The organism is Chelatococcus caeni (genome assembly GCF_014196925.1).
In the GTDB taxonomy this organism is placed as follows: Bacteria; Pseudomonadota; Alphaproteobacteria; order Rhizobiales; family Beijerinckiaceae; genus Chelatococcus_A; species Chelatococcus_A caeni.
Genome location: NZ_JACIEN010000006.1, coordinates 249,738 through 275,770, shown reverse-complemented (window position 1 = coordinate 275,770; position 26,033 = coordinate 249,738). Strand labels below are relative to the sequence as shown.

The 26,033-nt window shown below is 69.9% G+C and carries 26 protein-coding genes; 10 read left to right on the top strand and 16 right to left on the bottom strand.

The features are described from left to right. The first annotated feature begins 137 nt into the window (after nucleotides 1–137). Complete coding sequence (locus tag GGR16_RS21425; protein ID WP_183318035.1) at nucleotides 138–1,172, top strand: aspartate-semialdehyde dehydrogenase; 1,035 nt, start codon at nucleotides 138–140, stop codon at nucleotides 1,170–1,172. A gap of 73 nt (nucleotides 1,173–1,245) precedes the next feature. On the opposite strand, the gene GGR16_RS21420 is transcribed toward GGR16_RS21425, so the two are convergent. From GGR16_RS21420 to GGR16_RS21410, 3 genes are all read right to left on the bottom strand, one after another. Next, entirely contained in the window at nucleotides 1,246–1,932 is a 687-nt protein-coding gene (locus GGR16_RS21420; protein WP_019404462.1) for a carbonic anhydrase, read from the bottom strand. Nucleotides 1,933–1,952: 20 nt separating this feature from the next. Further along, nucleotides 1,953–2,918 (bottom strand): threonine/serine dehydratase, encoded by a 966-nt coding sequence (locus tag GGR16_RS21415; protein WP_183318033.1) that lies wholly within the window; start codon nucleotides 2,916–2,918, stop codon nucleotides 1,953–1,955. A 71-nt stretch (nucleotides 2,919–2,989) separates the two neighbouring features. After that, on the bottom strand, nucleotides 2,990–3,751 hold the full coding sequence (locus tag GGR16_RS21410; RefSeq protein ID WP_183318031.1) for a DUF429 domain-containing protein: 762 nt from the start codon (nucleotides 3,749–3,751) through the stop codon (nucleotides 2,990–2,992). Between the two features lie 71 nt (nucleotides 3,752–3,822). Here GGR16_RS21410 and GGR16_RS21405 point away from each other — a divergent pair, with 71 nt between their 5' ends. Then, nucleotides 3,823–4,704, top strand: a complete 882-nt coding sequence (locus tag GGR16_RS21405) for an HpcH/HpaI aldolase/citrate lyase family protein (protein ID WP_019404465.1) — start codon at nucleotides 3,823–3,825, stop codon at nucleotides 4,702–4,704. Nucleotides 4,705–4,942: 238 nt separating this feature from the next. On the opposite strand, the gene metW is transcribed toward GGR16_RS21405, so the two are convergent. Both metW and metX read right to left on the bottom strand, forming a co-directional pair. Next, nucleotides 4,943–5,578: a methionine biosynthesis protein MetW gene (metW, locus tag GGR16_RS21400; protein WP_050996764.1), complete on the bottom strand. Its 636-nt coding sequence runs from the start codon at nucleotides 5,576–5,578 to the stop codon at nucleotides 4,943–4,945. A 2-nt stretch (nucleotides 5,579–5,580) separates the two neighbouring features. Then, nucleotides 5,581–6,750, bottom strand: coding sequence for a homoserine O-acetyltransferase MetX (metX, locus tag GGR16_RS21395; protein ID WP_026015534.1), 1,170 nt, complete (start codon nucleotides 6,748–6,750; stop codon nucleotides 5,581–5,583). Nucleotides 6,751–7,283: 533 nt separating this feature from the next. On the opposite strand from metX, the gene GGR16_RS21390 reads away from it, so the two are divergent. The 3 genes from GGR16_RS21390 to GGR16_RS21380 are packed head-to-tail and all read left to right on the top strand — an operon-like array spanning nucleotide 7,284 to nucleotide 10,241. Continuing rightward, nucleotides 7,284–8,162, top strand: a complete 879-nt coding sequence (locus GGR16_RS21390; protein ID WP_019400264.1) for a chorismate mutase — start codon at nucleotides 7,284–7,286, stop codon at nucleotides 8,160–8,162. A gap of 14 nt (nucleotides 8,163–8,176) precedes the next feature. Continuing rightward, nucleotides 8,177–9,289 carry a histidinol-phosphate transaminase gene (gene hisC, locus GGR16_RS21385; protein WP_183318029.1) on the top strand — a complete coding sequence of 371 codons (1,113 nt, stop codon included), beginning with the start codon at nucleotides 8,177–8,179 and terminating at the stop codon, nucleotides 9,287–9,289. Further along, nucleotides 9,282–10,241: a prephenate/arogenate dehydrogenase family protein gene (locus GGR16_RS21380; RefSeq protein ID WP_183318027.1), complete on the top strand. Its 960-nt coding sequence runs from the start codon at nucleotides 9,282–9,284 to the stop codon at nucleotides 10,239–10,241. The genes hisC and GGR16_RS21380 overlap by 8 nt, the downstream gene beginning before the upstream one ends. Before the next feature lie 12 nt (nucleotides 10,242–10,253). Here GGR16_RS21380 and GGR16_RS21375 read toward each other — a convergent pair whose 3' ends face one another. Next, nucleotides 10,254–11,336 carry a DUF2125 domain-containing protein gene (locus GGR16_RS21375; protein ID WP_183318025.1) on the bottom strand — a complete coding sequence of 361 codons (1,083 nt, stop codon included), beginning with the start codon at nucleotides 11,334–11,336 and terminating at the stop codon, nucleotides 10,254–10,256. A gap of 135 nt (nucleotides 11,337–11,471) precedes the next feature. Between GGR16_RS21375 and GGR16_RS21370 the strand changes: the two genes are divergently transcribed. Continuing rightward, complete coding sequence (locus GGR16_RS21370) at nucleotides 11,472–11,999, top strand: gamma-glutamylcyclotransferase (protein ID WP_019400260.1); 528 nt, start codon at nucleotides 11,472–11,474, stop codon at nucleotides 11,997–11,999. A gap of 21 nt (nucleotides 12,000–12,020) precedes the next feature. Here GGR16_RS21370 and GGR16_RS21365 read toward each other — a convergent pair whose 3' ends face one another. The 5 genes from GGR16_RS21365 to ftsE form a co-directional block, all read right to left on the bottom strand. Continuing rightward, on the bottom strand, nucleotides 12,021–12,452 hold the full coding sequence (locus GGR16_RS21365) for a hypothetical protein (protein ID WP_156332727.1): 432 nt from the start codon (nucleotides 12,450–12,452) through the stop codon (nucleotides 12,021–12,023). A gap of 81 nt (nucleotides 12,453–12,533) precedes the next feature. Then, entirely contained in the window at nucleotides 12,534–13,298 is a 765-nt protein-coding gene (locus GGR16_RS21360; protein WP_183318023.1) for a lysophospholipid acyltransferase family protein, read from the bottom strand. 47 nt (nucleotides 13,299–13,345) lie between these two features. Further along, entirely contained in the window at nucleotides 13,346–14,098 is a 753-nt protein-coding gene (locus GGR16_RS21355; protein ID WP_019400257.1) for a YdcF family protein, read from the bottom strand. Between the two features lie 77 nt (nucleotides 14,099–14,175). After that, entirely contained in the window at nucleotides 14,176–15,147 is a 972-nt protein-coding gene (locus GGR16_RS21350; protein ID WP_019400256.1) for a cell division protein FtsX, read from the bottom strand. A gap of 4 nt (nucleotides 15,148–15,151) precedes the next feature. Then, nucleotides 15,152–15,775 (bottom strand): cell division ATP-binding protein FtsE, encoded by a 624-nt coding sequence (ftsE, locus tag GGR16_RS21345; protein ID WP_245258827.1) that lies wholly within the window; start codon nucleotides 15,773–15,775, stop codon nucleotides 15,152–15,154. Between the two features lie 337 nt (nucleotides 15,776–16,112). On the opposite strand from ftsE, the gene hpt reads away from it, so the two are divergent. From hpt to GGR16_RS21330, 3 genes are all read left to right on the top strand, one after another. Next, nucleotides 16,113–16,667, top strand: a complete 555-nt coding sequence (gene hpt, locus GGR16_RS21340; protein WP_019400254.1) for a hypoxanthine phosphoribosyltransferase — start codon at nucleotides 16,113–16,115, stop codon at nucleotides 16,665–16,667. A gap of 2 nt (nucleotides 16,668–16,669) precedes the next feature. After that, on the top strand, nucleotides 16,670–17,032 hold the full coding sequence (locus tag GGR16_RS21335) for a response regulator (RefSeq protein WP_183318021.1): 363 nt from the start codon (nucleotides 16,670–16,672) through the stop codon (nucleotides 17,030–17,032). A 122-nt stretch (nucleotides 17,033–17,154) separates the two neighbouring features. Further along, nucleotides 17,155–18,318, top strand: coding sequence for a trans-sulfuration enzyme family protein (locus GGR16_RS21330; protein ID WP_183318020.1), 1,164 nt, complete (start codon nucleotides 17,155–17,157; stop codon nucleotides 18,316–18,318). A gap of 14 nt (nucleotides 18,319–18,332) precedes the next feature. Here GGR16_RS21330 and GGR16_RS21325 read toward each other — a convergent pair whose 3' ends face one another. From GGR16_RS21325 to GGR16_RS21310, 4 genes are all read right to left on the bottom strand, one after another. Continuing rightward, the gene (locus GGR16_RS21325; RefSeq protein ID WP_183318018.1) at nucleotides 18,333–18,800 is read right to left on the bottom strand and encodes a BRO-N domain-containing protein; all 468 of its coding nucleotides are present in this window, start codon (nucleotides 18,798–18,800) and stop codon (nucleotides 18,333–18,335) included. A gap of 154 nt (nucleotides 18,801–18,954) precedes the next feature. Beyond that, nucleotides 18,955–19,404, bottom strand: a complete 450-nt coding sequence (locus tag GGR16_RS21320; protein WP_183318016.1) for a baeRF12 domain-containing protein — start codon at nucleotides 19,402–19,404, stop codon at nucleotides 18,955–18,957. Between the two features lie 101 nt (nucleotides 19,405–19,505). Beyond that, the gene (locus GGR16_RS21315; protein WP_183318103.1) at nucleotides 19,506–21,185 is read right to left on the bottom strand and encodes an acyl-CoA dehydrogenase family protein; all 1,680 of its coding nucleotides are present in this window, start codon (nucleotides 21,183–21,185) and stop codon (nucleotides 19,506–19,508) included. Nucleotides 21,186–21,222: 37 nt separating this feature from the next. Then, complete coding sequence (locus GGR16_RS21310; RefSeq protein ID WP_183318014.1) at nucleotides 21,223–23,220, bottom strand: protein meaA; 1,998 nt, start codon at nucleotides 23,218–23,220, stop codon at nucleotides 21,223–21,225. Between the two features lie 251 nt (nucleotides 23,221–23,471). On the opposite strand from GGR16_RS21310, the gene ccrA reads away from it, so the two are divergent. Continuing rightward, nucleotides 23,472–24,764, top strand: a complete 1,293-nt coding sequence (gene ccrA / locus GGR16_RS21305; protein ID WP_183318012.1) for a crotonyl-CoA carboxylase/reductase — start codon at nucleotides 23,472–23,474, stop codon at nucleotides 24,762–24,764. 231 nt (nucleotides 24,765–24,995) lie between these two features. Here ccrA and GGR16_RS21300 read toward each other — a convergent pair whose 3' ends face one another. Continuing rightward, nucleotides 24,996–25,847 carry a YihY/virulence factor BrkB family protein gene (locus tag GGR16_RS21300; protein ID WP_019400246.1) on the bottom strand — a complete coding sequence of 284 codons (852 nt, stop codon included), beginning with the start codon at nucleotides 25,845–25,847 and terminating at the stop codon, nucleotides 24,996–24,998. Between the last annotated feature and the right edge of the window lie 186 nt (nucleotides 25,848–26,033).

The following is a 26,033-nucleotide window of genomic DNA, read 5'->3' as shown; positions in this document are numbered from 1 at the left end:
AGCCACGCTGACGGCCAAAACGGCCGGCTGACAGTCCGCTCGTCCCCCCGGTCCTCTCCCCACGGGGCGAGAGGAGGCGCCCGAGACGGCGCACGACGCCCGAGGGGGAGACGCGAGAAATTCGAGGAGACAACGTGATGGGTTTCAAGGTCGCTGTCGTCGGCGCCACCGGCAATGTGGGCCGGGAGATGCTCGACATCCTGGCCGAGCGCGCCTTTCCGGCCGACGAGGTCGTGCCGCTCGCCTCGCGCCGCAGCATCGGGCAGGAGGTCTCCTACGGCGACAAGACGCTGAAGGTGAAGGACCTCGCGACCTACGACTTCTCCGATGTCGACATCTGCCTGATGTCGGCCGGCGGTGACGTGGCGCGCGAATGGGCGCCGAAGATCGGCGCCCAGGGCGTCGTGGTCATCGATAATTCCTCGGCCTTCCGCTACGACGCCGACGTGCCGCTGATCGTGCCCGAGGTGAATGCCGATGCCGTCGCGGGCTTCACCAAGCGCAACATCATCGCCAATCCGAACTGCTCGACGGCGCAGCTCGTCGTGGCGCTGAAGCCGCTGCATGATGCCGCCGGCATCAAGCGCGTGGTCGTGTCGACCTACCAGTCGGTCTCCGGCGCCGGCAAGGAGGGCATGGACGAGCTCTTCGACCAGACGCGCGCCATCTTCTCGGCCGGCGAGGTCAAGAGCAACAAGTTCACCAAGCGCATCGCCTTCAATCTCATCCCCCATATCGACGTGTTCATGGAGGACGGGTTCACGAAGGAAGAGTGGAAGATGACGGCCGAGACGAAGAAGATCCTCGACCCGAAGATCAAGCTCACTGCCACCTGCGTGCGCGTGCCGGTCTTCATCGGCCATTCGGAGGCCGTGAACATCGAGTTCGAGAAGCCGATCACGGCGGACGAGGCGCGCGACATCCTGCGCTCGGCCCCCGGCTGCCTCGTCGTCGACAAGCGCGAGCCCGGCGGCTACATGACCCCGCACGAGGCGGCGGGCGAGGACGCCACCTACATCAGCCGCATCCGCGAGGACGGCACGGTGGAGAACGGCCTCGCCATGTGGATCGTCTCCGACAACCTGCGCAAGGGCGCGGCCCTCAACGCGGTGCAGATCGCCGAGTGCCTCGCCAACCGCAAGCTGATCACGGCCAAGAAGAAGGCGGCCTGAAGAAGGCAGTCGGGAATTGGCAATCGGCAGTCGCTGTCATCCGACTGCCTACTCCCGATTGCCGACTGCCTCGCTATGTGCAGCCGATCGCCGATACCCGCCCCGGCAGGTCCGCGATCACCGGCGCGAAGGCGCCCGTCGCAGGGTCGCGCACGAGCAGATGGCCCGTGGCGACGCCGAAGAAGGCGCCATGCAGTGCCAGCCGCCCCTTCTCCACGAGGATGCGCACGCAGGGGAAGGTCATGAGGTTGGCGAGGCTGTTCTCGATAGCCGCATATTCGAGCTTGCGCAGATAGTCCGTCTCGGTATCGCCGTCGCGACGCGGGCCGAGGCGCTCCGCCGCCGGGGCGATGAGATCCATCCACTTGCCAATGAAGTCGCCGGGCGAGAGCGGCTCGGATTCGCCGGCAAAGGCGCGGATGCCGCCGCAATGGGCGTGGCCCAGGACGACGATGTGCTTCACCTTCAGCGCCTGGACGGCGAATTCCAGCGCCGCGCTGGTGCCGTGGTGGGAGACCTTGTCCGGCTCGTAGGGCGGCACGAGGTTGGCGACGTTGCGCACGACGAACATCTCGCCCGGCGCGGCGTCGAAGATGACCTCGGGCGAGACGCGCGAGTCGCAGCAGCCGATGATCATGATCTCCGGCCGCTGGCCCTTCTCGGCGAGATGCTCGAAGCGATCACGCTCGCGCGGCAGGCGCTCGTTGACAAAGGACGTGTAGCCGTCCGTCAGACGCTGCGGGAACTGGGCGCTTGCCATGTGCCGGTCCTCCTTCGATGTCAGGCGGTAAGTGCCGCAAGGGTTGCGAGATCGACGTTGCTGCCGCAGGCGAGGATGCCGAGCCGCTCGCCGGGGGCCGGCACATAGGCGCCGGCGATCAGGGCGGCGAGCGCCGTCGCCCCGCCCGGCTCGGCCGCGATCCTGAGGCCGCGCCAGAGCCGGCGCTGCGCCTCGACGATCGCCTCGTCGGGCACGAGCACGACGCGCTCGACCGCGCGCTGCGAGATGCCGTGAACGAGCGGCCCGACATTGCGGGCGCCAAGCGAATCGGCCGCCACCGATTCGACCGGCACGTCGACGGGCGCACCGGCTGCGAGCGCCGCGTGCAGCGCACATGAGCCCTCCGGCTCCACCCCGACGACCTTGACCTTGCTGCCGTGCCACCAGGAGGCGATGCCGGCGATGAGCCCACCGCCGCCGACGGCGACGAGAACCGTGTCGAGATCCGGCACCTGCTCTTCCCACTCGCGGCCCACCGTGCCCTGGCCGGCGATCGTCTCGGCCGCGGAGAAGGGGTGGATGCGCAGCGCGCCGCTGTCGGCGACGTAGCTGTCGCAGGCGTCCTGGGCGTCGGCATAGCGGGCGCCGCCGATGACGATGTCGGCGCCGAAGGCGCGGATCGCCGCGATCTTCGGGGTGCTCGAGATCTCGGGCACGAAGATGCGCGCCTTCACGCCGAGCTTCATCGCGGCATAAGCCACCGCCGCGCCATGATTGCCGCCCGAGGCGGCGGCAACGCCCGCCGCCGGCACGGGCAGCGACAGGAGCGTGTTGAAGGCGCCGCGCGGCTTGAAGGAGCCGGCGTGCTGGAGGAGCTCCAGCTTGATATTGACGGGGACGTCGAGCCCGAGGTCGCCGGCGGCGAGGTCGATGACGGGCGTGCGGCGGATATGCGGGCGGATACGCTCATGGGCCGCCTCGATCGTCGCGCGCGAGAGCGGGCCATCGGCCAGGGTGCCGTGCATGGAATATCTCCTCGGTGGTCGCGCGGACCATAGCGGCAGGAAGCGGCGCCTCCAACCCTCCGCGGATTGTCTTATGTCCAGATGGCGACTGGTAAATTCGCCTCGTCACGGCCCGGCGGATCGGGGAAGCTGCGGGCTTCGCCACGGGCGATCCGCAGGGCGACGGTGAGATTGGCGAGGGCGTCGAGCACGTCGTCCGGGCCCGTACCGCGCGGGCGCAGGCCGAACGCGCCGTCGCCGAAGCCGGCGGCGCGCAGGAGGCGTTCACGAAGGGCGAGGCCCGCCGGCCAGGGGCGGCCCTTGACCTTCTTGGGCTGGTCGAGCGCCCGTTCGCCGTTGAGGCGCCAGAAGGCGACCTCGGGATGGGCCTCGAACACCCGGCCGGCGAGATCCGGCCGGCCGCGCAGCAGCGCGTCGAGCTCTCGGATCTTCGGAAAGAGATGGAAGCATTGTTTCGACACCCGCCGCGGCGGATCGGAGGTCGCGAGCGCGGCGGCGCAGGCCGCAGCGTAGTCACCGGCATGGACGGCCGCGCGGGACGGCACGGAAAAGACGCTCGACTGGCGCCCGCCGAGGAGCGGCCGCACCAGCGCCTCGGGGCCGCGTCCGCCATGGCCGACGCGCTCCGGCAGGCCGATGGGCATGTCGACGGCCACGATGGCCGGCACCTCCGCGAGGCCGAAGAGTTCCTCGAGGCGCGGCACGACGAGGAGGCGGGCCGCGAAGGGTTCGACGGCCGGCGCCAGCGCCGCAACCCATCCGGCCGGACAACCGTCGACCCCCCGCCAGCCACATGCCGCGTTCTCCGCACCCCGCCTGTCCACAGGCAGCATTCACCTTTTGCATGAGTGGCGCGGCGGCGTCGAGGCGTTATGCTGCAGCGCGAAAAGGAGCATTCCCGCCCATGACCGAGATCCGCCCGCGCCGCAGCGCGCTCTACATGCCCGGCTCGAACGCCCGCGCCCTTGAGAAGGCGCGCAGCCTGCCGGCCGACGTCGTCATCCTCGACCTCGAGGATGCCGTGGCGCCGGATGCGAAGGAGACGGCGCGGGCCCAGGTGTCGGCAGCCGTCACGGCCGGCGGCTTCGGCCCGCGCGAGGTGATCGTGCGCGTCAACGGCCTCGACACGCCGTGGGGCGAGGAGGACCTGGCCGCCGCCATCGCCTGCGTGCCCGATGCCATCCTCCTGCCCAAGGTGTCGACCCCGGCGGTGCTCGCCACGGTCGGCCGCCGGCTGGCGACAGCGGGCGCCCCGCACAAGATCCGCATCTGGGCGATGGTGGAGACGCCGCTCGCCATCCTCAACATCGCGCAGATCGCCGCGGCGGCCGCCGACCAGGCGACGCGCCTCGAATGCTTCGTGATGGGCACCAACGATCTCGCCAAGGAGACGGGGGCGCGGCTGGTGCCCGGCCGGGCGCCCATGCTGCCCTGGCTCGCGACCAGCCTTGCGGCGGCGCGCGCGCACGGGCTCTCGATCCTCGACGGCGTCTACAACAATCTCTCCGATGCGGAGGGATTCGCGGCCGAATGTGCCGAAGGGCGCGACATGGGTTTCGACGGCAAGACGCTGATCCATCCGGGCCAGATCGCGGCGGCCAATGCCGCCTTCGCGCCCGACGAGGCCGAGGTGGCGCGCGCGCGCGCCATCATCGCGACCTTCGATGCACCCGAGAACGCCGGCAAGGGCGCCGTCAACCTCGACGGGCGCATGGTCGAGCGCCTGCACGCGGAGATGGCGCGGCGCACGGTGGGCCTCGCCGAAGCGATCGCAGTGCGGGGGTGACGTGAGCCGCCAGATCCTCCCCCGCACGGGGGAGGTGGCGCTGCCTAGCAGCGACGGAGGGGGCCGCGCGGCTCAGACTGTGAACGCCCTTCCCAGTCTTGACCCCACCCGTCTCGGTCCTGCGGACCGATCCACCCTCCGCGGAACTCGGGCTTGCTCGAGTTCCGCGCTCACATGCGCAAGTCGGGAACACCCGACTTGCGCATGTGAGGGATCAGAGGCGTGCCTCAGTGCATACTCACCGCCGGCGCAGCAGGAACACGCCGTTCTCGCCGAAGAGGTTCCACACCCACCAGGGCACGCTGACGCGCACCGGCTCGCCGCTGGCGTTGAGCGCCACGGCCCGCTCCATCTGCGCGCCCACCTCGTCGCACAGCGCCACGAAGTCGCGGATCGTGCAGAAGTGGATGTTGGGCGTGTCGTACCAGGAATAGGGCAGTTTCTCCGTCACCGGCATGCGGCCCTTGAGGCCGAGTTCGAGGCGGATGCGCCAGTGGCCGAAATTGGGGAAGGAGACGATGGCCCGGCGGCCGATGCGCAGCATGTGCTCCAGCACCTGCCGCGGCTGGCGCGTCGCCTGGATGGTCTGGGACAGGATGACGTAGTCGAAGGAATCGTCCGGGTAGTCGGCGAGGTCGGCGTCGGCGTCGCCCTGGATGACGGAGAGGCCGCGCGCCACGCTCTGGCTGACCCCCTCGCGCGAGATCTCGATGCCGCGCCCGTCGACGCCGCGCTCGCGCATGAGGAGCGCGAGCAGCGCCCCGTCGCCGCAGCCGACATCGAGCACCCGCGCGCCCGGCTCGACCATGTCGGCGACGAGCCGGTGGTCGGAGCGGACCGGCAGATGATCCGGGAAGGCCGTCGTCGCGTCCATGGTCACAGGCCCCGAGAGCGCGCCGCGGCGGCGAGGAAGCCGCCGGTGGTGGCGAAGAGTTCCGGCTCGTCGAGCAGGAAGGCGTCATGTCCCTTGTCGCTCTCGATCTCGACGAAGCTGACGGAGGCCCCCGCCGCATTGAGCGCATGGACCACGGCCCGCGAGCCGGAGGTGGGGAACAGCCAGTCCGAGGTGAAGGAGGCGACGCAGAAGCGCGTCTTCGTGCCGCGGAAGGCATTGGCCAACACGCCACCGTGATCGGCGGCGAGGTCGAAATAGTCCATCGCCCGCGTCACGTAGAGATAGCTGTTGGCGTCGAAGCGCTCGACGAAGGCCTCGCCCTGGTAGCGCAGATAGCTCTCCACCTGGAAATCGGCATCGAAGGAGAAGGTCGGTGCCTCCCTATCCTGCAGGCGCCGGCCGAACTTGCGATGCAGCGCCTTCTCCGAGAGATAGGTGATGTGCGCGCCCATGCGCGCCACGGCGAGGCCCTTGGCGGGCTTGACGCCCTCCTCCAGATAGCGGCCGTGGCGCCAGTCGGGATCGGCCATGACCGCCTGGCGGCCGACCTCGTGGAAGGCGATGTTCTGGGCCGAATGGATGGCGGCGGCGGCGATGGGCATGGCCGAGAAGACGCGCTCGGGATAGCTCGCCGCCCATTGCAGCACCTGCATGCCGCCCATGGAGCCGCCGGCCACGCAGAACAGGCTGTCGATGCCGAGGTGATCGACCAGCATGGCCTGGGCGCGGACCATGTCGCGGATGGTGACGACGGGAAAGTCGATGCCCCAGGGCCTGCCCGTCGCCGGGTTCAGCGAGGCCGGCCCCGTGGTGCCCATGCAGCCGCCGATGACATTGGCGCAGATGACGAAGAAGCGGTCGGTGTCGATGGGCCGGCCGGGCCCGACCATCGTTTCCCACCAGCCCGGCTTGCCCGTGACGGGGTGAAGGTTGGCGACGTGCTGGTCGCCCGTCAGGGCATGGCAGACGAGCACCGCGTTCGAGCGCGCCGCATTGAGCTCGCCGTAGGTCTGATAGGCGATCTGCCACGGCGCCAGGTCGACGCCGCAGTCCATGACGAGCGGCCTGTCCGGCCCGAAGCGGGCGACGAGACTCGCCGGCTCGTCCACCTGCGAAGCCCCCAGCTGGCGTGCGACTGCACTTTGGACCATCGCCTCACCCGACGCGTTCCGGAGCCGTCTGACCAGCGGCGCTCCGTTCGTTTTACCGAACCATTTTCCTAATGAACGAAAGGGCCGCTCGTCAACGGCAAAGGCGGATGGGGCGTTGCGTCACGGCCCCTCAGCCGGCCGCTGCGCGGACACCTTCTCCCCGCGGGCGGGGAGAGGACTATCGCATATGGGCATCGAGGTCGTGATCCTCCCCCGCAGGGGGGAGGTGGCGCTGCGATAGCAGCGACGGAGGGGGCCGCGCGGCTGAGATTGCGAACAGCGTCCCTGCCTTGACCCCACCCGTCTCGGTCCTGCGGACCGATCCACCCTCCCCTGGAGGGGAGGGATCAGTGCGCCTCCCCCAGGATATACGATTGCCCTGCCCCCTGGGAGGAGGGGGCTGGGGTGAGGGGCCGATGCGCAAGCAGGCAATCTTGCACCGATCTCTTTGCGTTCCGTCGCGCCGCGTTCTACAAGACCGGCTTTGCCGGACCGCGATGGCGTGCGGGGCGGCAGCTCATGCGGATGGGAACATGTCGGGGACCCTGCCAAACGTCGACCTCGCCGCCCTCAGGCAGGACATCGACCGCATCGACGAGGCGATGCACCGCCTGCTCATGGAGCGCGGCGAGATCATCGACCGGCTCATCGCGGTCAAGAAGACGTCGGAATCGGGCTCCGCCTTCCGCCCCGGGCGCGAGGCGGACATGATGCGCCGCCTGGCCGCGCGCCACGAAGGCATCCTGCCGCTCGACACGGCCGAGAGCATCCTGCGCGTCATCATCGCCACTTTTACCTATGTGCAGGCGCCCTACCGCGTGCATGCCGACATCTCCGGCGGCGATGCGCCGATGCGCGATTCCGCCCGCTTCCACTTCGGCTTCACGGTGCCCTACGTGCCGCATGCGAGCGCCGCGGAGGTGATCGCCGCCGTCGCCGCCTCGAAGGGCGATCTCGGCATCTTCCGCCCCGACCAGGGGACCGCCTCGGGCGCCTGGTGGGCGCGGCTCACGGGGGCCGGCGCGCCCAAGGTCATCGCGCGCCTGCCCTTCATCGAACGGCCGGACCATCCGGCGGCGACCCCGGTCTTCGTCGTGTCGAAGCCGGTGGCCGATGCCGCCGTGCGCGAGATCGTGCTCGTCTCGGCGCGGGTGGAGCGATGGCGTGACACCGTCCCTGCCGCCATTTCCGCCCTCGGTGCCGAGGTGCTCGGCTCGGCCGGCATCGCCGGCGGCCTCTCGCTTCTCCTCTCCATGCCCGGCACGGTGACGCTTGCCGCCCTCGAAGAGGCGCTGACCGGCGCCGGTGCCGGGCGCGCGCATCTTGCCGAGATCGGCAGCCATGCTGCCCGGTTCGTCGTTCCCGAGGCGCCCTCACAGGGCGGCGGCGCCTCTTCCTCCCCCGTCCGATAGCGGAGCCCATCGCAATGGCCATCGTCACGGCCCGTCCCGAGCCTCGTCCCGGCGTGCTCACCATCGACGCTTATATTCCCGGCAAGAGCGCCGCGGCCGGTGTCGAGAAGGTCTACAAGCTCTCCTCCAACGAGACGCCGCTCGGCCCGAGCCCGCATGCCATCGCCGCCGTCCACGCCGCTGCCGATCACATCGCCTATTATCCGGACGGGGCCGCGACGCGCCTGCGCCAGGCGATCGCCACCAAATACGGCCTCGACGCCGGCCGCATCGTCTGCGGCGCCGGCTCGGACGAGCTGCTCAGCCTCCTGACCCACGCCTATATCGGCCCGGGCGACGAGGGCCTGTTCAGCGAGCACGGCTTCCTCGTCTACCGTATCGCCATCCTGGCGGCCGGCGGCACGCCGGTGGTGGCGCCGGAGAAGAACCTGACGACCGACGTCGATGCCCTGCTCGCGCGGGTCACCGAGCGGACGAAGATCGTCTTCCTCGCCAATCCCAACAACCCGACGGGCACCTACATCCCCTTCGACGAGGTCAAGCGCCTGCACGCCGGGCTGCCGCCGCACGTGCTCCTGGTGCTCGACGCGGCTTACGCCGAATATGTGCGGCGCAACGACTATGCCTCCGGGCTCGAGCTGGTGGCGACGAGCGAGAACGTCGTCATGACGCGCACCTTCTCGAAGATCTACGGGCTTGCGGGCCTGCGCCTCGGCTGGGGCTACATGCCGGCGCATGTCGCCGATGCGCTGAACCGCATCCGCGGCCCCTTCAACATCGGCGCCCCGGCGCTGGAGGCCGGCATCGCCGCGCTTGCCGACGATGCGCATATCGCGGCCTCCGTGGCGCACAACGAGGAGTGGCTGCCCTGGCTGACGCGGGAGATCGAGAAGCTCGGCCTTTCCGTCACCCCGAGCGTCGGCAACTTCCTGCTCATCCACTTCCCAGACGAGGCGAAGCGCGGCGCCAGGGCGGCAGATGCCTTCCTCTCGGCCCGCGGGCTCATCCTGCGCGGGGTCGGCGCCTATGGCCTGCCGAACGCGCTGCGCCTGACGATCGGCACGGCCGAGGCCAACCGCCTCGTCGTCGCGGCGCTCGCCGATTTCCTGCGAGGGGGCGATGCCTGACCGTCTCGGCCCGCCGCGCGACACGCCGCTCTTCGAGCGGATCACTCTCATCGGCCTCGGCCTCATCGGCTCCTCGATCGCGCGGGCGGCGCGCCACCTGAATCTCGCCGGCACGCTCGTCGCCGCCGATGCCTCGCCCGAGGTGACGGTGCGCGTGCGCGAGCTCGGCCTCGCCGATATCGCGACCACCGATGCCGCCGAAGCGGCCGCGGGGGCCGATCTCGTCGTGCTGTGCGTGCCGGTCGGCGCCTATGGCGCCGTCGCCGAGGCCATTGCGCCGCATCTCAAGCCCGGCGCCATCGTCTCCGACGTCGGCTCGGTCAAGGGCGCGGCCTTCGCCCAGCTCGCGCCGCACATGCCGGCGGGCGTCCATCTCGTCCCCGCCCATCCCGTCGCGGGCACGGAATATTCCGGCCCCGACGCGGGCTTTGCGACGCTGTTCATCGACCGCTGGTCGATCCTGACCCCGCCGGAGGACGCCGATCCCGCGGCGATCAATGCCGTGCGCGGCTTCTGGCGCGCGCTCGGCTCCAATGTCGAGGTGATGACGGCGCAGCACCACGACCTGGTGCTCGCCATCACCAGCCACGTGCCGCACCTCATCGCCTACAACATCGTCGGCACGGCGGCGGACCTCGAGGAGGTCACCCAGTCGGAGGTGATCAAGTTCTCGGCCGGCGGTTTTCGCGATTTCACGCGCATCGCCGCCTCCGACCCGACCATGTGGCGCGACGTCTTCCTCAACAACAAGGAGGCGGTGCTCGAGATGCTCGGCCGCTTCAACGAGGATCTCGCGGCGCTGCAGAGGGCCATCCGCTGGGGCGACGGCCAGGCGCTGTTCGATCTCTTCACGCGCACGCGCGCCATCCGCCGCAACATCATCGCCGTCGGCCAGGAGACGACCGAGCCGGACTTCGGCCGCCGGCGAGGCGGAGACGGCGACGGGCAGTGACCGGCCCGCCGCTCAGCGCAGCGGCGAGACCGTGCCCACCTGGAAGGGACCGAGGAGGATCCGTCCGTCCGTGAACCGGATGGGCGGCAGCCTGGTCATGCCCGGGGCGCCCGCGCCCGGAGCCTCGGCTCCGGCCCTGCCGCCGCCGAGCACGGAGAGGCCGCCCGCGATGAGGCCGCCGAGCCCGTTGCCGCCGAGGCCGAAGCGCGAGAGCAGCCCCTCGAGGCCGGCCACCGACGCATCGACGGTGCCCTCCGGCCGATGCAGGGCATCGATCCCGAGCCTGCCGCTCGCCTCCAGCGATTGCGGCCCCTTGACGAGGGCAAGGCGCGTCAGCTCGACAGCGCCGTCGCGCTCCCGCCAGGCCTCCAGCCGCGCCGGGGTGGCACCGCGGGCCAGCATCTCGGCTTCCGTCACCGTTGCGCGCAGCGTCATGTCGGCCGCATCGGAGGTCGCGAGGAGTGCGTCGAGCTCGGGCACGCTCGCCTTGCGCAGGTCGAGCGCCAGGTCATAAGCGCCGGCGCGCTCGGGCGTACGCCGGGCATGGATCTCCACGGCCTCCGCCTTGAAGCTGCCCCCGGGCGAATCGGGCGCGCTCACCGTGAGCGTCGGCTCGGCGACGCTCACGGCGACGCGCTCCGGCAGATCGTTGGAGATGACGACGCTCGCATCGAAGCGGCGCCAGTCGAGCGTCAGGCTGGCATCGTTGGCCGTGCTGCGCGCCACGAGCGGCCCCTCGACCTCCAGGATGACGTGCTGCGGCCGATAGACCTGCGAGACCGCGAGGAAGCGCTTCAGCTCGCCCGTGGCGGGGCCGATGTCGGTGTCACCTGTGAAGGTGGCGTTCTCGCAACGCAGCTCGAAGCGGAAGGGAAAGCCGCCGACCGAGCGCTGCGGGCAGGACCAGCGGCGCCCCTCGGCCACCTCGCGCGCCAGCCACAATTCGACCGTATCGAGGGCCCGGGCGCGCGCGCTGAACCAGAAGACGGACCAGCCGGCGACGAGCAGCGCCAGCAGCACGACCGGCAGATAGAGCCCCCAGCGGCTGCGGCGCACGCCGGCCGCGCTGCTGTCGACCTGTTCGCTTTCGTTCAACGCCCTCTCCCTTGTTGCACCGCCCCTTCCTAGCTGTTACCCGGCTTGCGGCCAAGCGGCGGCGCGGGCAAGCTTTCGGCGTCGGCGGAAACGGCCTGTCATCGACGAGACGGTTCATCGACGAGACGGAAGGGCATGGGCCACGAATCAGGCGATCTGTGGGTCTTCGGCTACGGCTCGCTGATGTGGCGGCCCGGCTTTCCCTTCATCGACCGCTTTCCCGCCCGGCTCGCCGGTTACCGCCGCTCGCTGTGCGTCTATTCGCACGTCCATCGCGGCACGCCGGAGCGGCCGGGCCTCGTCCTCGGGCTCGACCGCGGCGGCGCCTGCAAGGGGGTGGCCTTCCGCGTGCCGCGGCCGGAGGTCGCGGAGACGATCGCTTATCTGAGGGCTCGGGAGCAGGCGACGGCCGTCTATCTGGAGCGCCACCTGCCCGTGCGCCTCGACGACGGCAGGCACGTGACCGCCCTCACCTATGTGGCGGACCGCCGGCATCACCAATATGCCGGGGAGCTGCCGCGCGAGGCGCTGCTCGCCATCGTCCGCCAGGGGGTGGGCCAGTCGGGCCCCAATCCCGAATATGTGCTGAACACCTACGAGCACCTCATGGCGCTCGACGTGCACGACGCGACGCTCGCCTGGCTCGCGGCGCAGCTGCGCTGACGCCAGCCCGGCAAAGCCGGATCACTGGAAGGGGCGCAGGTCCCGCGCGACGGCCGCACGCTCCTCGGCGCTGATCGCGAGGAGGTGGACGTGCAGCTCCACCGCGCCGCAGGCGCGCATCTGCCCGAACCAGGCGCCGTCGAAGCCCTCGGGCGAGAGCGGGGAGGAATCGCGCACCCCGACGATGCGGCGCGCCTCACCGTCACGGGCGACGGCGATGAGCACGGCGTCGAGATGCGCCTCCTGCCACATGGCCGTCATCGGATAGACCGACACGACATAGCGGCGCCCCGAGCGCCCGCGCCAGGCACGCAGCGGCAGGAGATCGCCGCCCGAGGCGACGTGGAGGGCCTCGTCCTGCACGGCCCGGCGCCCCGCAACGAGCGGGCGGGCCAATGGGCGCGCGACGGGACGGCGCGCCATGTGCATGGGAAATTGGACGACTGCGCTCATATCCGGCTCCATGTTCCCTATTTGTTCCGGACAAAGAGAGAACAAATTAACCATGTTGTCAAGCGCCGAGGCTTCAGCTGATCACGGGGCCTCCGCCCGCTCCGGTGCCGGCTGGATGGTCCCGCCGATCTCCGCAAGGCCATCGGCATGGAGGCGGCGGGCGACGGGCTCGATCGCATCGACCAGCGCCGGCACCAGGCTGTCGCGCGGCAGGCCGGCCGGGATCGGCGGCAGGAACTCGACCACGATGGTGCCGGGCCGGCGGATGAAGCGCCGGCGCGGCCAGTAGAGGCCGGAGTTGAGGGCGACCGGCAGGCACGGCACGCCGAGCCGGCCGTAGAGATGGGCGATGCCGTATTTGTAGGCGGGCTCGGCGCCCGGCGGCCGGCGCGTGCCCTCGGGGAAGATGATGATCTGGCGGCCGTCGCGCGCCTCCTCGGCCGCCTTCTCGGTCATGCGCACCATCGCCCGCGCGCCGCCACGCCGGTTCACGGGCACCATGTCGGCCTTCCACAGGTACCAGCCGAAGAAGGGGATGAACATGAGCTCCCGCTTCAGGATGAAGGTGGGATCCGAGAAGAAGGGAACGAGCGCGAAGGTCTCCCACATCGACTGGTGCTTGCAGGCGACGAGGCAGCCCCCCTGCGGGATGTTGGCGAGGCCGCGCACCTCGAGACGCGTGCCGGCAATGACGCGCAGGAGCCACAGGGAGCTCCGGGCCCAGCCGCGCGCCACCGCCATCAGGGCGCGCCGCGGCAGGAGCATCGTCGGCAGGCAGATGACGAGCCACACGACGAGGTTGGCGTAGAAGGCGATGTTGAAGGCGAGGGAACGGAGAGCGAGCATGGCATCCGGCGGCATCTGCGCGCGCGGGCCGGCGCGCCGCTGACCGCCTAGCGCAGCACGGGAACGGTCGCAACCGGTTTGCGGCCGCCGACGAAGACCGCGACGCGCGAATCTTCCGGATCGCGCTCCACATAGGTGCGCGCCACCGCGACGAGATACTTCAGATATTCCATGAAGAGCAGCTTCGCGGCGACAGGGTCGCGCCACCACCGCTCGGTGTCGATGCGGTCGGCCGAGACGGCGTGCGGCACGAGCTCGGTCTCGGGCAGGACGTTGCCGAGCTCCACCAGCGAGCGCGGCATATGGTAGTTCGACGTCACCACGATCAGCGAGCGGAAGGCGTGCTGCTGCACCCAGCGACGCGTCTCGATGGCGTTGCCGATGGTGTTGCGCGCCCGGTAGTCGAGATCGACGCAGCACTCGACCAGTTCGCCAAGCTCCGGGTTGAGCTCGGCGAGCTGGGCGGGCGTCGTGTGCTTGTTGACGCCGCTGATCAGGAGACGGCGGGCATAGCCCTGCTTCAGCAGGTCGGCCGCATCGGCGATGCGCTGGGCGCCGCCGGTCAGGGCCACCACGGCATCGGCGCTCGCGTTCACCCGCCGCTCCGCGCGGCCGACCATGTCGGTGAACACGAAGAAGCCGACGGCGAAGGCAAGGCAGGCGAGAAGGCCGGCCGCAGCCACGCCACGGCGCAGCACCAGCCATCCCCTGCCGCGCCGCGGGGGCACTGCCGTCGCCACGGCGGACGGCTCGCCTTCGGCAGGATCGACCGCGACCGGCTCGTTGCCCACGACGCTCATGCTTTCAACCTTTCGCCGCGCAGCATAACGACGAATGCGGCGGGCACTAGGCAGAAAGCGCGCACAGCCACGCGTTGTCAGCCCAGCCCACTCAGGTGACGGCGCACCGTGACGCGCGAGACGAGCGCCGTCACGGCGGCGACGATCGCCGTCACCACGACGACGGCGCCATAGCCGCGCCAGCCGATGTCGAAGGCCCCGAACAGCGCCTCGATCTGATCGCCGCCCGGACTCGCGCGCCAGTAGCCGGCGAGGAAGCCGAGCGCCGCGATGAGCAGGATGGCCGCCAGGCAGCCGATGGCCCCGCCCTTGAGGCCGAGGCCGAGGAACCTCAGCTGGAACTCGCGGGCGATGAAGCGGTCATCCGCGCCCACGAAATGCAGCACCTCCAGGATCTCGCGGCTGCTCGCCACGGCCCCGCGCGTCGCGAAGGCGATGGCCAGCGCCGCCGCCGTGAGCACCAGGCCGACGATGGCGAGCGCGATGACGACGAGGGTGCCCGCCATGGTCGACAGGCGCGCGATCCACATGCGGTGATCGTCGAGGCTCGCGGTCGGCACCTGCTCGGCCAGTTGCTGCTTCATGCCGGCAAGGTCCGGCGTGATGCCGCCCTTGAGGCGGACGACGACGAGCCGCGGCACCGGCAGCTCGACCAGGTCGAGCCCCGTGCCGAGCCAGGGCGCCAGCAGCCGCTCCGCCTCCTCCTTCGAGTAGACGGAGACGGAATCGACCTGCGGGTCGGCGCCGGCCACCGCGGTCGCGGTGGCGACATCGGCCTCGATGTCACGCTGGGTGTTGGGCTTCACCTGGATGGTGACCTCGCGCGAGATCGAGGAGCGCCATTCGGCCGAGGCGCCGGCGACGAGCTCGGCGGCACCGGCGGCGAGCGCCGCGAGGAAGGTCAGGATGGCGATGACGGTGACGAGCGCCCGGCCGGCGACCGAATCGGCCGGGACGAGCGGCTGGTTGCGGCGCAACGTCTCGGGCAGCGGCCCGAGGTCGGGTTCTGCGGCCGGTGCGGCGTTGGTCTGTTCGGAGCGGCGCATCATGCGATCACTCGTAGATGTGCAGGCGGCCTTCGCCAAGCACCAGGCGACGGGCGTCCACCTGGTCCATGAGCGCAAGGTCGTGCGTGGCGATGATGACCGACGTGCCGAGCCGGTTGAGCTCGATGAAGAGGCGCAGCAGGCGCTTGGCGAGGCTGGGGTCGACGTTGCCGGTCGGCTCGTCGGCCAGAAGCAGCTCCGGCCGGGCGATGAGGGCGCGGGCAATGGCGGCGCGCTGCTTCTCGCCGCCCGAGAGCACCGGCGGCAGCACGTGCATGCGCTCGCCGAGGCCGACCCAGCGCAGCAGCTCCACCACCTCGGCGCGGTAGCTCACCTCCTCCCGCCCCTGCACGCGCAGCGGCAATGCGACGTTCTCGTAGGTGGTGAGGTGGTCGAGCAGCCGGAAATCCTGGAAGACGACGCCCATGCGCCGGCGCAGGGCGGTCAGCGCGTCCCCGCCGATCTGCGAGACGTCCTCGCCGAAGAGGGTGATGAGGCCGCGCGTGGGCTTGAGCGCGAGGAGGACGAGGCGCAGCAGCGTCGTCTTGCCGGCGCCCGAGGGGCCGGTGAGAAACTGGAACGAGCGCGGCTCGATCGAGAACGTCAGGTCTCTCAGCACCTCCGGCCCCATGCCGTAGCGCAGTCCGACATTGTCGAAACGAACCACCAGTCACCTCCTCACGGCCGCGGCGCGTTCACGGTTCGTTAACCATGAGGGCCGACCAATTGGTGTTACGCGGATGCCTGTCCTAACCGGGGCGGGCCGCGCAAGCCAGCCTGATTCGCCATGTCCATTGTCTGTCCTTCCCGTGCCAACGCCTATAGGCTCATCCCAGTGCAGGCGCGGGCGCCCCGGACCCGGGCGTGCCCGTGCCTGTTCCTTCCCCGCCCGCCGCACTTGCGCCCATCGCCGGTGGCGGCTAAGCGGCAGCATGTGCTCCGCAGCGGGCAACGATAAAGGCCAGACCATGCAGACCAAGAGCATCCGGGTCCTGTTCGACGAGAGCAAGATCGCCGCCCGCAACGAGGACATCGCCCGGGCCGTGGCGGCCTCCAAGCCGCACGACCTGCTCGTCGTCGCCGTGCTGAAGGGCAGCTTCATGTTCGCGGCCGATCTCATCCGCGCGCTGCACAGGGCCGGGCTCGAGCCGCAGGTCGAGTTCGTGCACATGTCGAGCTATCGCGAGGCAACCGTCTCCTCCGGGCAGGTCGAGATCCTGAAGGATGTCGAGAGCGACGTGCGCGACCGCGACGTGCTGCTCGTCGACGACATTCTCGAATCGGGCCGTACCCTCGCCTTCGCAAAAGACCTTCTGATGGCGCGCGGCGCGCGCACCGTGAAATCCGCCGTCCTGCTCGAGAAGCCAGGCAAGCGCGCGGTGCAGATCGACGCCGACTACACCGGCTTCGAATGCCCCGACCTGTTCGTGGTCGGCTACGGCATGGACGTGGCCCACCGCTACCGGCAGTTGCCGTTCGTCGGCGTCGTGGAGACGGAAAACGAGGACCGCAAGGAACAGTGACGATGGCGCATATTCTGCTCGTCGACGACGAAGAAGGCGTCCGCGGCTTCCTGAAGCGCGGGCTGGAGATCGACGGCCATGCGGTCGTCACGGCCATCGACGGCGAGGACGGTCTTGCCCGCCTCGACCAGCACGAGGGCCGTTTCGACCTCCTGCTCACCGACATCCGCATGCCCATCATGGACGGCATCGCCCTCGCGCATGCGGCAAAGCGCACCTATCCGGAGCTCACCGTCATGCTCATGACCGGCTTCGCCGACCAGCGCGAGCGGGCAAGCTCCCTCGAGGGCGTCGTCATCGACGTCCTGACGAAGCCCTTTTCCCTCGCCGACCTGCGCACGAGCGTGCGCGACGCGCTGAGCTGAGGACCGCGGCGCCTGCCGCCCATGCGCCGCGCGCAGGAGGGCCTCCCGCGGCGCCCCTTGCCTGGCCTGCCGGCTCGCGTCATATGCACGCGTCCCGTTTCCCGCGCCGCACGGAGCCTCCCATGACCGCGCCGAAGAAGCCCTGGTCCGCCCGCACCCTCGCCGCCCAGGCCATGGGCGTCACGGATCCGCTGACCAAGGCCGTGGTGCCGCCGATCCATGTGGCGACGACCTATATCCGGGACGAGGACAACGCCTATTCGTCGGGCTACGTCTACGGCCGGCCCGACAATGCCACGACGCGCGAGGCCGAGGACGTCCTCGCCATGCTGGAGGGAGGCAAGGCGGCGTTTCTCTTCGGCTCGGGCATGGCCGCGGCGACGGCCGTGTTCCAGGCGCTCGATCCCGGCGATCACGTCGTCGCGCCGACCGTGATGTACTGGGCGCTGCGCCACTGGCTGGCGAACGAGGCCAAGCGCTGGGGTCTCGTGGTCGATTTCGTCGATACCACCGACCTCGATGCGCTGCGCGCCGCCGTAACCCCCGGCCGCACCAGGCTCGTCTGGATTGAGACCCCGTCGAACCCGCTGTGGACGATCACCGACATTGCCGCCGCCGCCGAGATCGCCCATGCGGCCGGGGCGCGCCTTGCGGTCGATTCCACCACCGCCTCGCCCTATCACAGCCAGCCGCTGGCCCTCGGCGCCGACATCGTCATGCATGCGGCGACAAAGATCCTCAACGGCCATTCGGATGTCGTCGCCGGTGCCCTCGTCACCGCTGCAGAGGACGACTTCTGGGCGCGCATCACGACGATCCGCCGGGGCCAGGGCGGCATCCTCGGCCCCTTCGAGGCCTATCTCCTGATGCGCGGCATGCGCACCTTCCACCTGCGCGCCGCGGCCCAGAGCGCCTCGGCTGCGACGCTCGCCGAACGGCTCGCCGCCCATCCCGCGGTGGCGAAGGTGCTCTATCCGGGCCTGCCGGACCACCCCGGCCATGCCGTCGCCGCCCGGCAGATGGCGCACGGCTTCGGCTACATGCTGTCGATCAGGCTGGCGGCGGGTGAACAGGCGGCCATTGCGACGGCCGCGAAGGTCGAGCTGTGGAAACGGGCGACCTCCCTCGGCGGCGTCGAGAGCCTGATCGAGCATCGCGCCTCCATCGAGGGCGCGGGGTCGCCCTGCCCGACGGACCTCCTGCGCCTGTCGGTCGGCATCGAGGACCCGCAGGACCTCTACGACGACCTTTCGTCCGCCCTCGAGCGGGCGACCGGACGCGGCTGAGGCAGCATCCGAGGTCAGCCTCCGACCGCAGGGCGCAAGGGCTCCTCCGGGGAAGCTTCGCCGCTCTCGTGCGGCGAGGCGCCCGCCCGGCCGCCGAGGGCCGCGACGAGATTGCGCGCGGCGGAGCGTACCAGCCGGGCGAGGGCCGGCACGTCGGCTGCATCGACAGCCGGCACGCGGCGGGCGAGCCCTTCGGCAACCAGCGATTCGAGGCCCGCTTCCGACACCAGCATGTAGCGCGTGAACGGCCGGAACGTACCGGGACTCGTCTCGAGCCGCACCAGCATCTTGTCCTGCGGGCCGACACAGGCGAGCGCCTGGGTGACGTTGATGGCGCCGGCGCGGTTCAGGGTGAAGCGCAGGGGCCGGCAGACGTCGGCCGCCACGAACCACAGTCCGCCGGCATGCTCCACGAAGCGCACCTCGTCGCCGTTCTCGGGCCAGGGCAGGCGATGAATGGCATCGGCTCCGAAACTCTCCAAGGCCCATCCCATCGCCGGCACGCTCCCCTCGCTCGTTGCGCCATCCCGATAGCTGACAACGCAACGCGCGGCGTGGCAACACCCGCCGGCGACCATGGGGCTTTTGCAATGGCTTCCTGTGCATGCCGCCGCCCGTCGGGTGGCGCGCGAAACCTCAGGCCGTCAGGACCTTCTCGATATCGTAGACCGGATGGGAGGTGAGCGTCTTGTCCACCTCCGCGACGATGCGCTCGCTGACCTCCTTGTGGAAGGCCTTGCGCAGTTCCCCGAGCGTCTGCGGCGGTGCGACGACGACGAGCCGCTCGAAGCGCTTTTCGTGCGCCGCCCGATAGAGGGTCTCCGCCACCTCGCTCGCGAAGCGATCCTTGGCGAGACGATGCCAGTCGGTCGGCTCGATGGCGCTCTTGTTGTTGCTGGGGCGGCCGCGGTTCATGCGGCCCGGCACGTCGGTCGCCTGCTCGCGATTGGGCGGATTGTCCTGCGCGAAGATGTTCTCGACGACGAGGTTCGGATAGGCGGCGTCTCCCTCGTTGCGAAAGAAGAGCGCCTTCTCTCCGTCGCCGACGAGAACCCAGGTATCGTGGGCAAGGCGTAATCCGCTCATCATGATCCTCCTTGGCTGCACTCACTTATGTGGGAAGCGGGCACGCGCGATGCCAGACACGCGCGTGGGAAGCCCCCTTCAGGAAGCGAACACGGCAAGGGTCAGGACTGTTCCTCGATGAGGCGGCGGGCGATGACCTGGGCCTGGATTTCGGCAGCGCCTTCGAAGATCGACAGGATGCGCGCGTCGCACAGCACGCGCGACACCGGATATTCGAGCGCAAAGCCGTTACCGCCGTGGATCTGCACCGCATTGTCCGCCGCCGCCCAGGCGACGCGCGCGGCGAGAAGCTTGGCCATGCCGGCCTCGAGATCGCAGCGCCGGCCCTCGTCCTTGGCGCGGGCGGCGAAATAGGTGAGCTGGCGGGCGAGCATGATCTCGACCGCCATCATGACCAGCTTGTCGGCGACCCGCGGGAAGTGGATGAGGCTCTTGCCGAACTGCACGCGCTCCTCGCCATAGCGCAGGCCGAGCTCGAAGGCCGATTGCGCGACGCCGATGGCGCGCGCCGCCGTCTGGATGCGGGCCGCCTCGAAGGTCTGCATCAGCTGCTTGAAGCCCTGCCCCTCGCGCCCGCCGAGAAGGTTCGCCGCCGGCACTGCAAAACCGTCAAAGGCGAGCTCGTATTCCTTCATGCCGCGATAGCCGAGCACCTCGATCTCGCCGCCCGTCAGCCCCGCCACCGGGAAGGGATCTTCGTCGGTGCCGCGGGGCTTCTCGGCCAGCAGAATGGAGAGGCCGCGGTGGCCGGGCTCGGCCGGATCGGTGCGCACGAGCAGGGTCATGAGGTCGGCACGCACGGGATGCGTGATCCAGGTCTTGTTGCCGTAGACCTTGTAGACATCGCCCTCGCGCTGGGCGCGGGCCTTCAGCGAGGCGAGGTCGGAGCCGGTGTTCGGCTCGGTGAAGACCGCCGTCGGCAGGATCTCGCCGCTCGCGATCTTCGGCAGGAAATGCGCCTTCTGCTCCTCCGTGCCGCCGCCGAGGATCAGTTCGGCCGCGATCTCGGAGCGCGTGCCGAGGGAACCGACGCCGATATAGCCGCGCGACAGCTCCTCCGACACGACGCACATGGAGACCTTGGAGAGGCCCATGCCGCCGTATTCCTCGGGGATTGTCAGGCCGAAGACGCCGAGCGCGGCCATGTCGGCGATGATCTCGAGCGGGATGTAGCTGTTGCTGCGATGCCAGTCCTGCGCATGCGGCACCACCTCGGCATCGGCGAAACGGCGCATCTCGGCGCGGATCGCCTCCAGCGTCTCGTCGAGGCCGGTGTCGCCGATGCTGGAGGCACCGTCGCGCTGGCGGATGAGCGTCGCGAGCCGGGCGCGGTTTTCGGCCGTGTTGCCCTCAGCGATGAGCGCCCGCAGCGCCGGCGTACGCAAGGTGGCAAGCGCCCCTTCGTCGAGGCCGAAGACATCCGGCCGCACGATCTCGCCCTGGCTCATGGGGATGCCGCCGAAGACCTGCGCGCAATATTCACCGGCGCCGACGGCAAGGATGAGCTCCTCGACCTCGCCGAAACGGCCCTCCTCGGCCAGTCGGTCCGCCCAGGCGGCGAGCTCGCGCACGGCCGTGGCATAGGTCGCCATCCAGGCGAGGCCGTGCGCCATGTGCTGGGCGCGGTCGAGCCTCTCCGGCGCGATGCGTCCCCCGACCATGACGGCGGCGCGCGCCGCCTCGGTCGCGGCCCCTGCCAGCGCGCCGAGCGCCTCCGCCGCCTCGCGGGCGAGGGTGCGCAGATCGGTTGATGTCGTGCTCGCGGCGGCGGCAGGGCTCATCATGTCTCCCTTTCGTTATCGTTTCTTGATGGAGCGCTCAGGCATCGAGCCGGGCGCGGGCACGCTCGACGACCCGGACGATGCCGGCCATCACCTCGTCGAGCGCATAGTCCTTCGGCGTGTAGACGGCGGAGACGCCGATGTTCTTCAGCACCAATTCGTCCTCCGGCGGGATGATGCCGCCGACGACGACCGGGATGTGGTCGAGCCCCTCGGAGCGCAGCCGTGCCATCACGTCGCGCACCAGCGGCACGTGCGAGCCGGAGAGGATGGAGAGGCCGATGACATGGGCATCGACCGCGCGGGCGCGCGCCACGATGTCGGCCGGCGTCTGACGGATGCCGTCGTAGGTCACGTCCATGCCGACGTCGCGGGCGCGCAGGGCCACCTGCTCGGCGCCGTTGGAATGACCGTCGAGCCCCGGCTTGCCGACGACGAGGCGCGGCGGACCGCCGAGCTTCTCCGAAAGATCGGTCACCAGCAGGCGCACGTCGCGGTCGACCTCGGGCGAGCGCGTCTCGGTCGTCACGCCGGTCGGCGCACGGTATTCGCCGAAGACGCGGCGCAGGGTCTCGCCCCATTCGCCGGTGGTGACGCCGGCACGGGCGCAGCGGATCGACGGTTCCATGACGTTACGCGCCTCGCGCGCCGCCGCCTCGAGATCGGCCAGCGCCGCCGCGATCTCGCTGCCGTCGCGCTTTGCCCGCCACTCCCTGAGCCGGGCCACGGCCTCCATCTCCACCGTCTCCGGCACGGTGAGGATGGCCCCCTCGCCAGCCAGCAGCGGGGAAGGCTCGCTCTCCGTCCAGCGGTTGACGCCGACGACGACCTGCTCGCCCGCCTCGATGGCGGCGAGCCGGGCCGCATTCGATTCAACGAGCGCGCGCTTGAGATAGCCGGTCTCGACGGCGGCGACGGCCCCGCCGAGCGCCTCGATGCGGGCGAGTTCCGTCCGCGCCGCCTCCTTCAACGCCCCGACCCTCTCCTCGATTACACGGGAGCCGTCGAAGATGTCGTCATATTCGAGCAGATCCGTCTCATAGGCCATGATCTGCTGCATGCGCAGTGACCATTGCTGGTCGAAGGTGCGCGGCAGGCCGAGCGCCTCGTTCCAGGCCGGCAGCTGCACGGCCCGCGCCCGCGCCTTCTTGGAGAGCACGACGGCGAGCATCTCGATGAGGATGCGGTAGACGTTGTTCTCGGGCTGCTGCTCGGTGAGGCCGAGGGAATTGACCTGCACGCCATAGCGGAAGAGGCGCTTCTTCGGGTCCGTGATGCCGTAGCGATCGCGGCAGATCTCGTCCCACAGCTCGGCGAAGGCGCGCATCTTGCACAGCTCGGTGACGAAGCGCATGCCGGCGTTGACGAAGAAGGAGATGCGCCCGACCACCTCGGCGAAGGCGTCCTCGTCCACCTCGCCGCTGCCCCGCACCGTATCGAGGACGGCGATGGCCGTGGCGAGCGCGAACGAAAGCTCCTGCACGGGCGTCGCCCCCGCCTCCTGCAGGTGGTAGGAGCAGACGTTCATCGGGTTCCACTTCGGCACCTCCCGCGTCGTGAACAGCACGACGTCCTTGGTGAGGCGCATGGACGGCACCGGCGGGAAGACATAGGTGCCGCGCGAGAGATATTCCTTGACGATGTCGTTCTGCGTCGTGCCCGTGAGGCGCCCGCGCGGAGCGCCCTGCTCGTCGGCCACGGCGATGTAGAGCGACAGCAGCCACGCCGCTGTCGCGTTGATCGTCATCGAAGTGTTCATCTCCGCGAGCGGGATGCCCTCGAAGAGCGTGCGCATGTCGCCGATGTGGGCGATGGAGACGCCGACCTTGCCGACCTCGCCACGGGCGAGCGCGTGGTCGGGGTCGTAGCCCGTCTGCGTCGGCAGGTCGAAGGCGACCGACAGGCCGGTCTGGCCACGCGCGAGATTCGTGCGGTAGAGCCGGTTCGATTCCGCTGCCGTCGAATGGCCCGCATAGGTGCGGAAGATCCAGGGCCTGTCCCGGTGCGGGCGCGCGCCGCCGTCTCGCTCGCTCATGCCGTCTCCCCGTCATGCTGTCGCGGGTTCATTGCCCGCGCCGTCTGTTCTGCCGCCATGGTGCGGCGCAACAACCTGCGCTGCAAGCGCAAAATGCCGGATTGGCCAAAGGTCGAATGCAACCGGCGCTCACCAACGGGCGTTTTCGCTTTCGCTGCATCGCAATATCATTCATTCTGTCCATGGCGCAGCGCAGCAGAGCCCCGTCATCAAGAGGGCGCGCCGGGGAAACACGAGCGACAGGAGGCCGCATGAACGCCGCAGCCACAGCGACCGCCGCAACCCGCACGGACGAACGCAAGGACCTTTACGCCATCGGGGAGATCCCGCCCCTCGGCCATGTGCCGGCGAAGATGCATGCCTGGGCCATCCGCAAGGAGCGGCACGGACCGCCGGAAGAGTCGATGCAGCTCGAGGTGGTGCCCACCTGGACCATCGGCGACGACGAGGTGCTGGTGCTCGTGATGGCGGCGGGCGTCAACTACAACGGCGTGTGGGCCGCGCTCGGCCAGCCGATCTCGGTGCTCGACGTCCACAAGCAGCCCTACCATGTCGCCGGCTCGGACGCGGCCGGCATCGTCTGGGCCGTCGGCTCCAAGGTGAGGCGCTGGAAGGTCGGCGACGAGGTCGTCGTGCACTGCAACCAGGACGACGGCGACGACGAGGAGTGCAACGGCGGAGATCCGATGTTCTCGCCCTCCCAGCGCATCTGGGGCTACGAGACACCGGACGGCTCCTTCGGCCAGTTCTGCCGCGTGCAGTCGCGCCAGCTCATGGAGCGGCCGAAGCACCTGACGTGGGAGGAATGCGCCTCCTACACGCTGACCCTCGCCACCGCCTACCGCATGCTCTTCGGCCACGCGCCGCATACGCTCAAGCCTGGCGACAACGTGCTCGTCTGGGGCGCCTCGGGCGGGCTCGGCGTTTTCGGGGTGCAGCTTTGCGCCGCCGCCGGCGCCAATGCCATCGGCATCATCTCTGACGAGGACAAGCGTGACTACGTCCTCGGCCTCGGCGCCAAGGGCGTCATCAACCGCAAGGATTTCAACTGCTGGGGCCAGCTGCCCAAGGTGAACTCGCCCGAATATGCCGCCTGGACGCAGGAGGCGCGCAAGTTCGGCAAGGCGATCTGGGACATCACCGGCCGGCAGGACGTCGATATCGTCTTCGAGCATCCGGGCGAGCAGACCTTTCCGGTCTCGACCCTCGTCGTGAAGCGCGGCGGCATGGTGGTGTTCTGCGCCGGCACGACCGGCTTCAATCTCACCTTCGACGCCCGCTACGTCTGGATGCGGCAGAAGCGCATCCAGGGCTCGCATTTCGCCCACCTCAAGCAGGCCTCCGCCGCCAACAAGTTCGTCGTCGACCGGCGCATCGACCCGTGCATGTCCGAGGTGTTCTCCTGGCAAGAGATCCCGGCCGCGCACACCAAGATGTGGAAGAACCAGCACAAGCCCGGCAACATGGCCGTGCTCGTCAACGCACCGCGCCCCGGCCTGCGCAGCTTCGACGACGTGCTGGAGGCCGCCGCGCAGGACGGGTGAGCGACGCCCGGGCGGTGCTGCGGGCCGATCCATCCGGAGCCCGGCGGATCCCCCCGTGGCGCCACTGCCGGGCCGGCCTCTCCGCCGTCATGGCCGGGCTTGTCCCGGCCATTCACGTCTCGGGCCTCGCACGCTCGTCGCGGCGTGGATGCCCGCACGAGCGCGGGCATGACGGCGGAACGCTAGCCTCTTGGTGGTTCAGGCTTCCGCAGCCCTGTGGGGCCGCTCCCGCTACAATCCGCCCGCGCCCACCTCGCGCTCGCGAATGAGCGCGGCATTGAGCTCGCCGCCGAAGATGAAGATGGCGGACAGGATGTAGAGGAAGACGAGCACGATCATGCCGGAGGCGAGGCCGGCATAGGTCGACACGTAATTGGTGGCGAAGCTGTCGAGATAGAGGCCGAAGGCGGTGCCGCCGATGAGCCAGAGCACCAGCGTCGCGCCGATGCCCGGCAGCACGGACGTCACGCTGCGCCGCCCGCCCGGCAGGAGGAGGTGGGCTATGAGCAGCGCCACGACGATGACGACCGTCGCCACGGCGAAGCGCGCCGTGACGATAAGCGGCCCGAGCGGGCGCAGCGCCGGCACCTCCGAGAGGACCGCCCGCCAGGCGAGCGGGCCGAAGACGACGAGCAGGGCGAAGACGATGAGCGCGATGGCTCCGACGAGGACGAAGGCGATCGCCTCGAGCCGCGTCAGCCACCAGGGCCGCCAGTCGTAGCAGTCATAGGCGCGGTTGAGGCCGATGCGCAGCGATTCGACGCCATTCGACGAGAAATAGACCGCGAGCAGGGCGCCCACCGTCAGGAGGTCGCGCCGCTGCTCGGTCATGACCTTGCGCACCTCACCGGCGACCGAGCCGGCGACCTCGCTCGGCCAGGTCTCGAAGATGAGATCGGCAACCCCGCGGGCAAGGTCCGTCGAGCCGATGAAGCCGGCAAGCGCCGTGACGAGAATGAGGAAGGGAAAGAGCGACATCAGGCCGGACAGGGCGATGTGGCTCGAGATCGCCCAGCCGTCGTGGTCGTTGAACCGCTCGAAGGCCCGCCAGAGGACGCGCGCCGAAGTGCCGATCGCCTTCACCGCTGCCCCCCTTGCACGGCGGCCTTTCGCCTCGTGACCTGCATCGCTCTTCCCGTCGCTCGCCTGCCAAGGTCGGCATTCCGGCCGCCGCTGGCAAGTCGTATGGCGGCCGGGCACATGGTAGCGCGGCGGTGTGACCTTCCCGCCATTGCGGCCCGGCCGCCGCCATGGTTGGGTGCGGCCCCT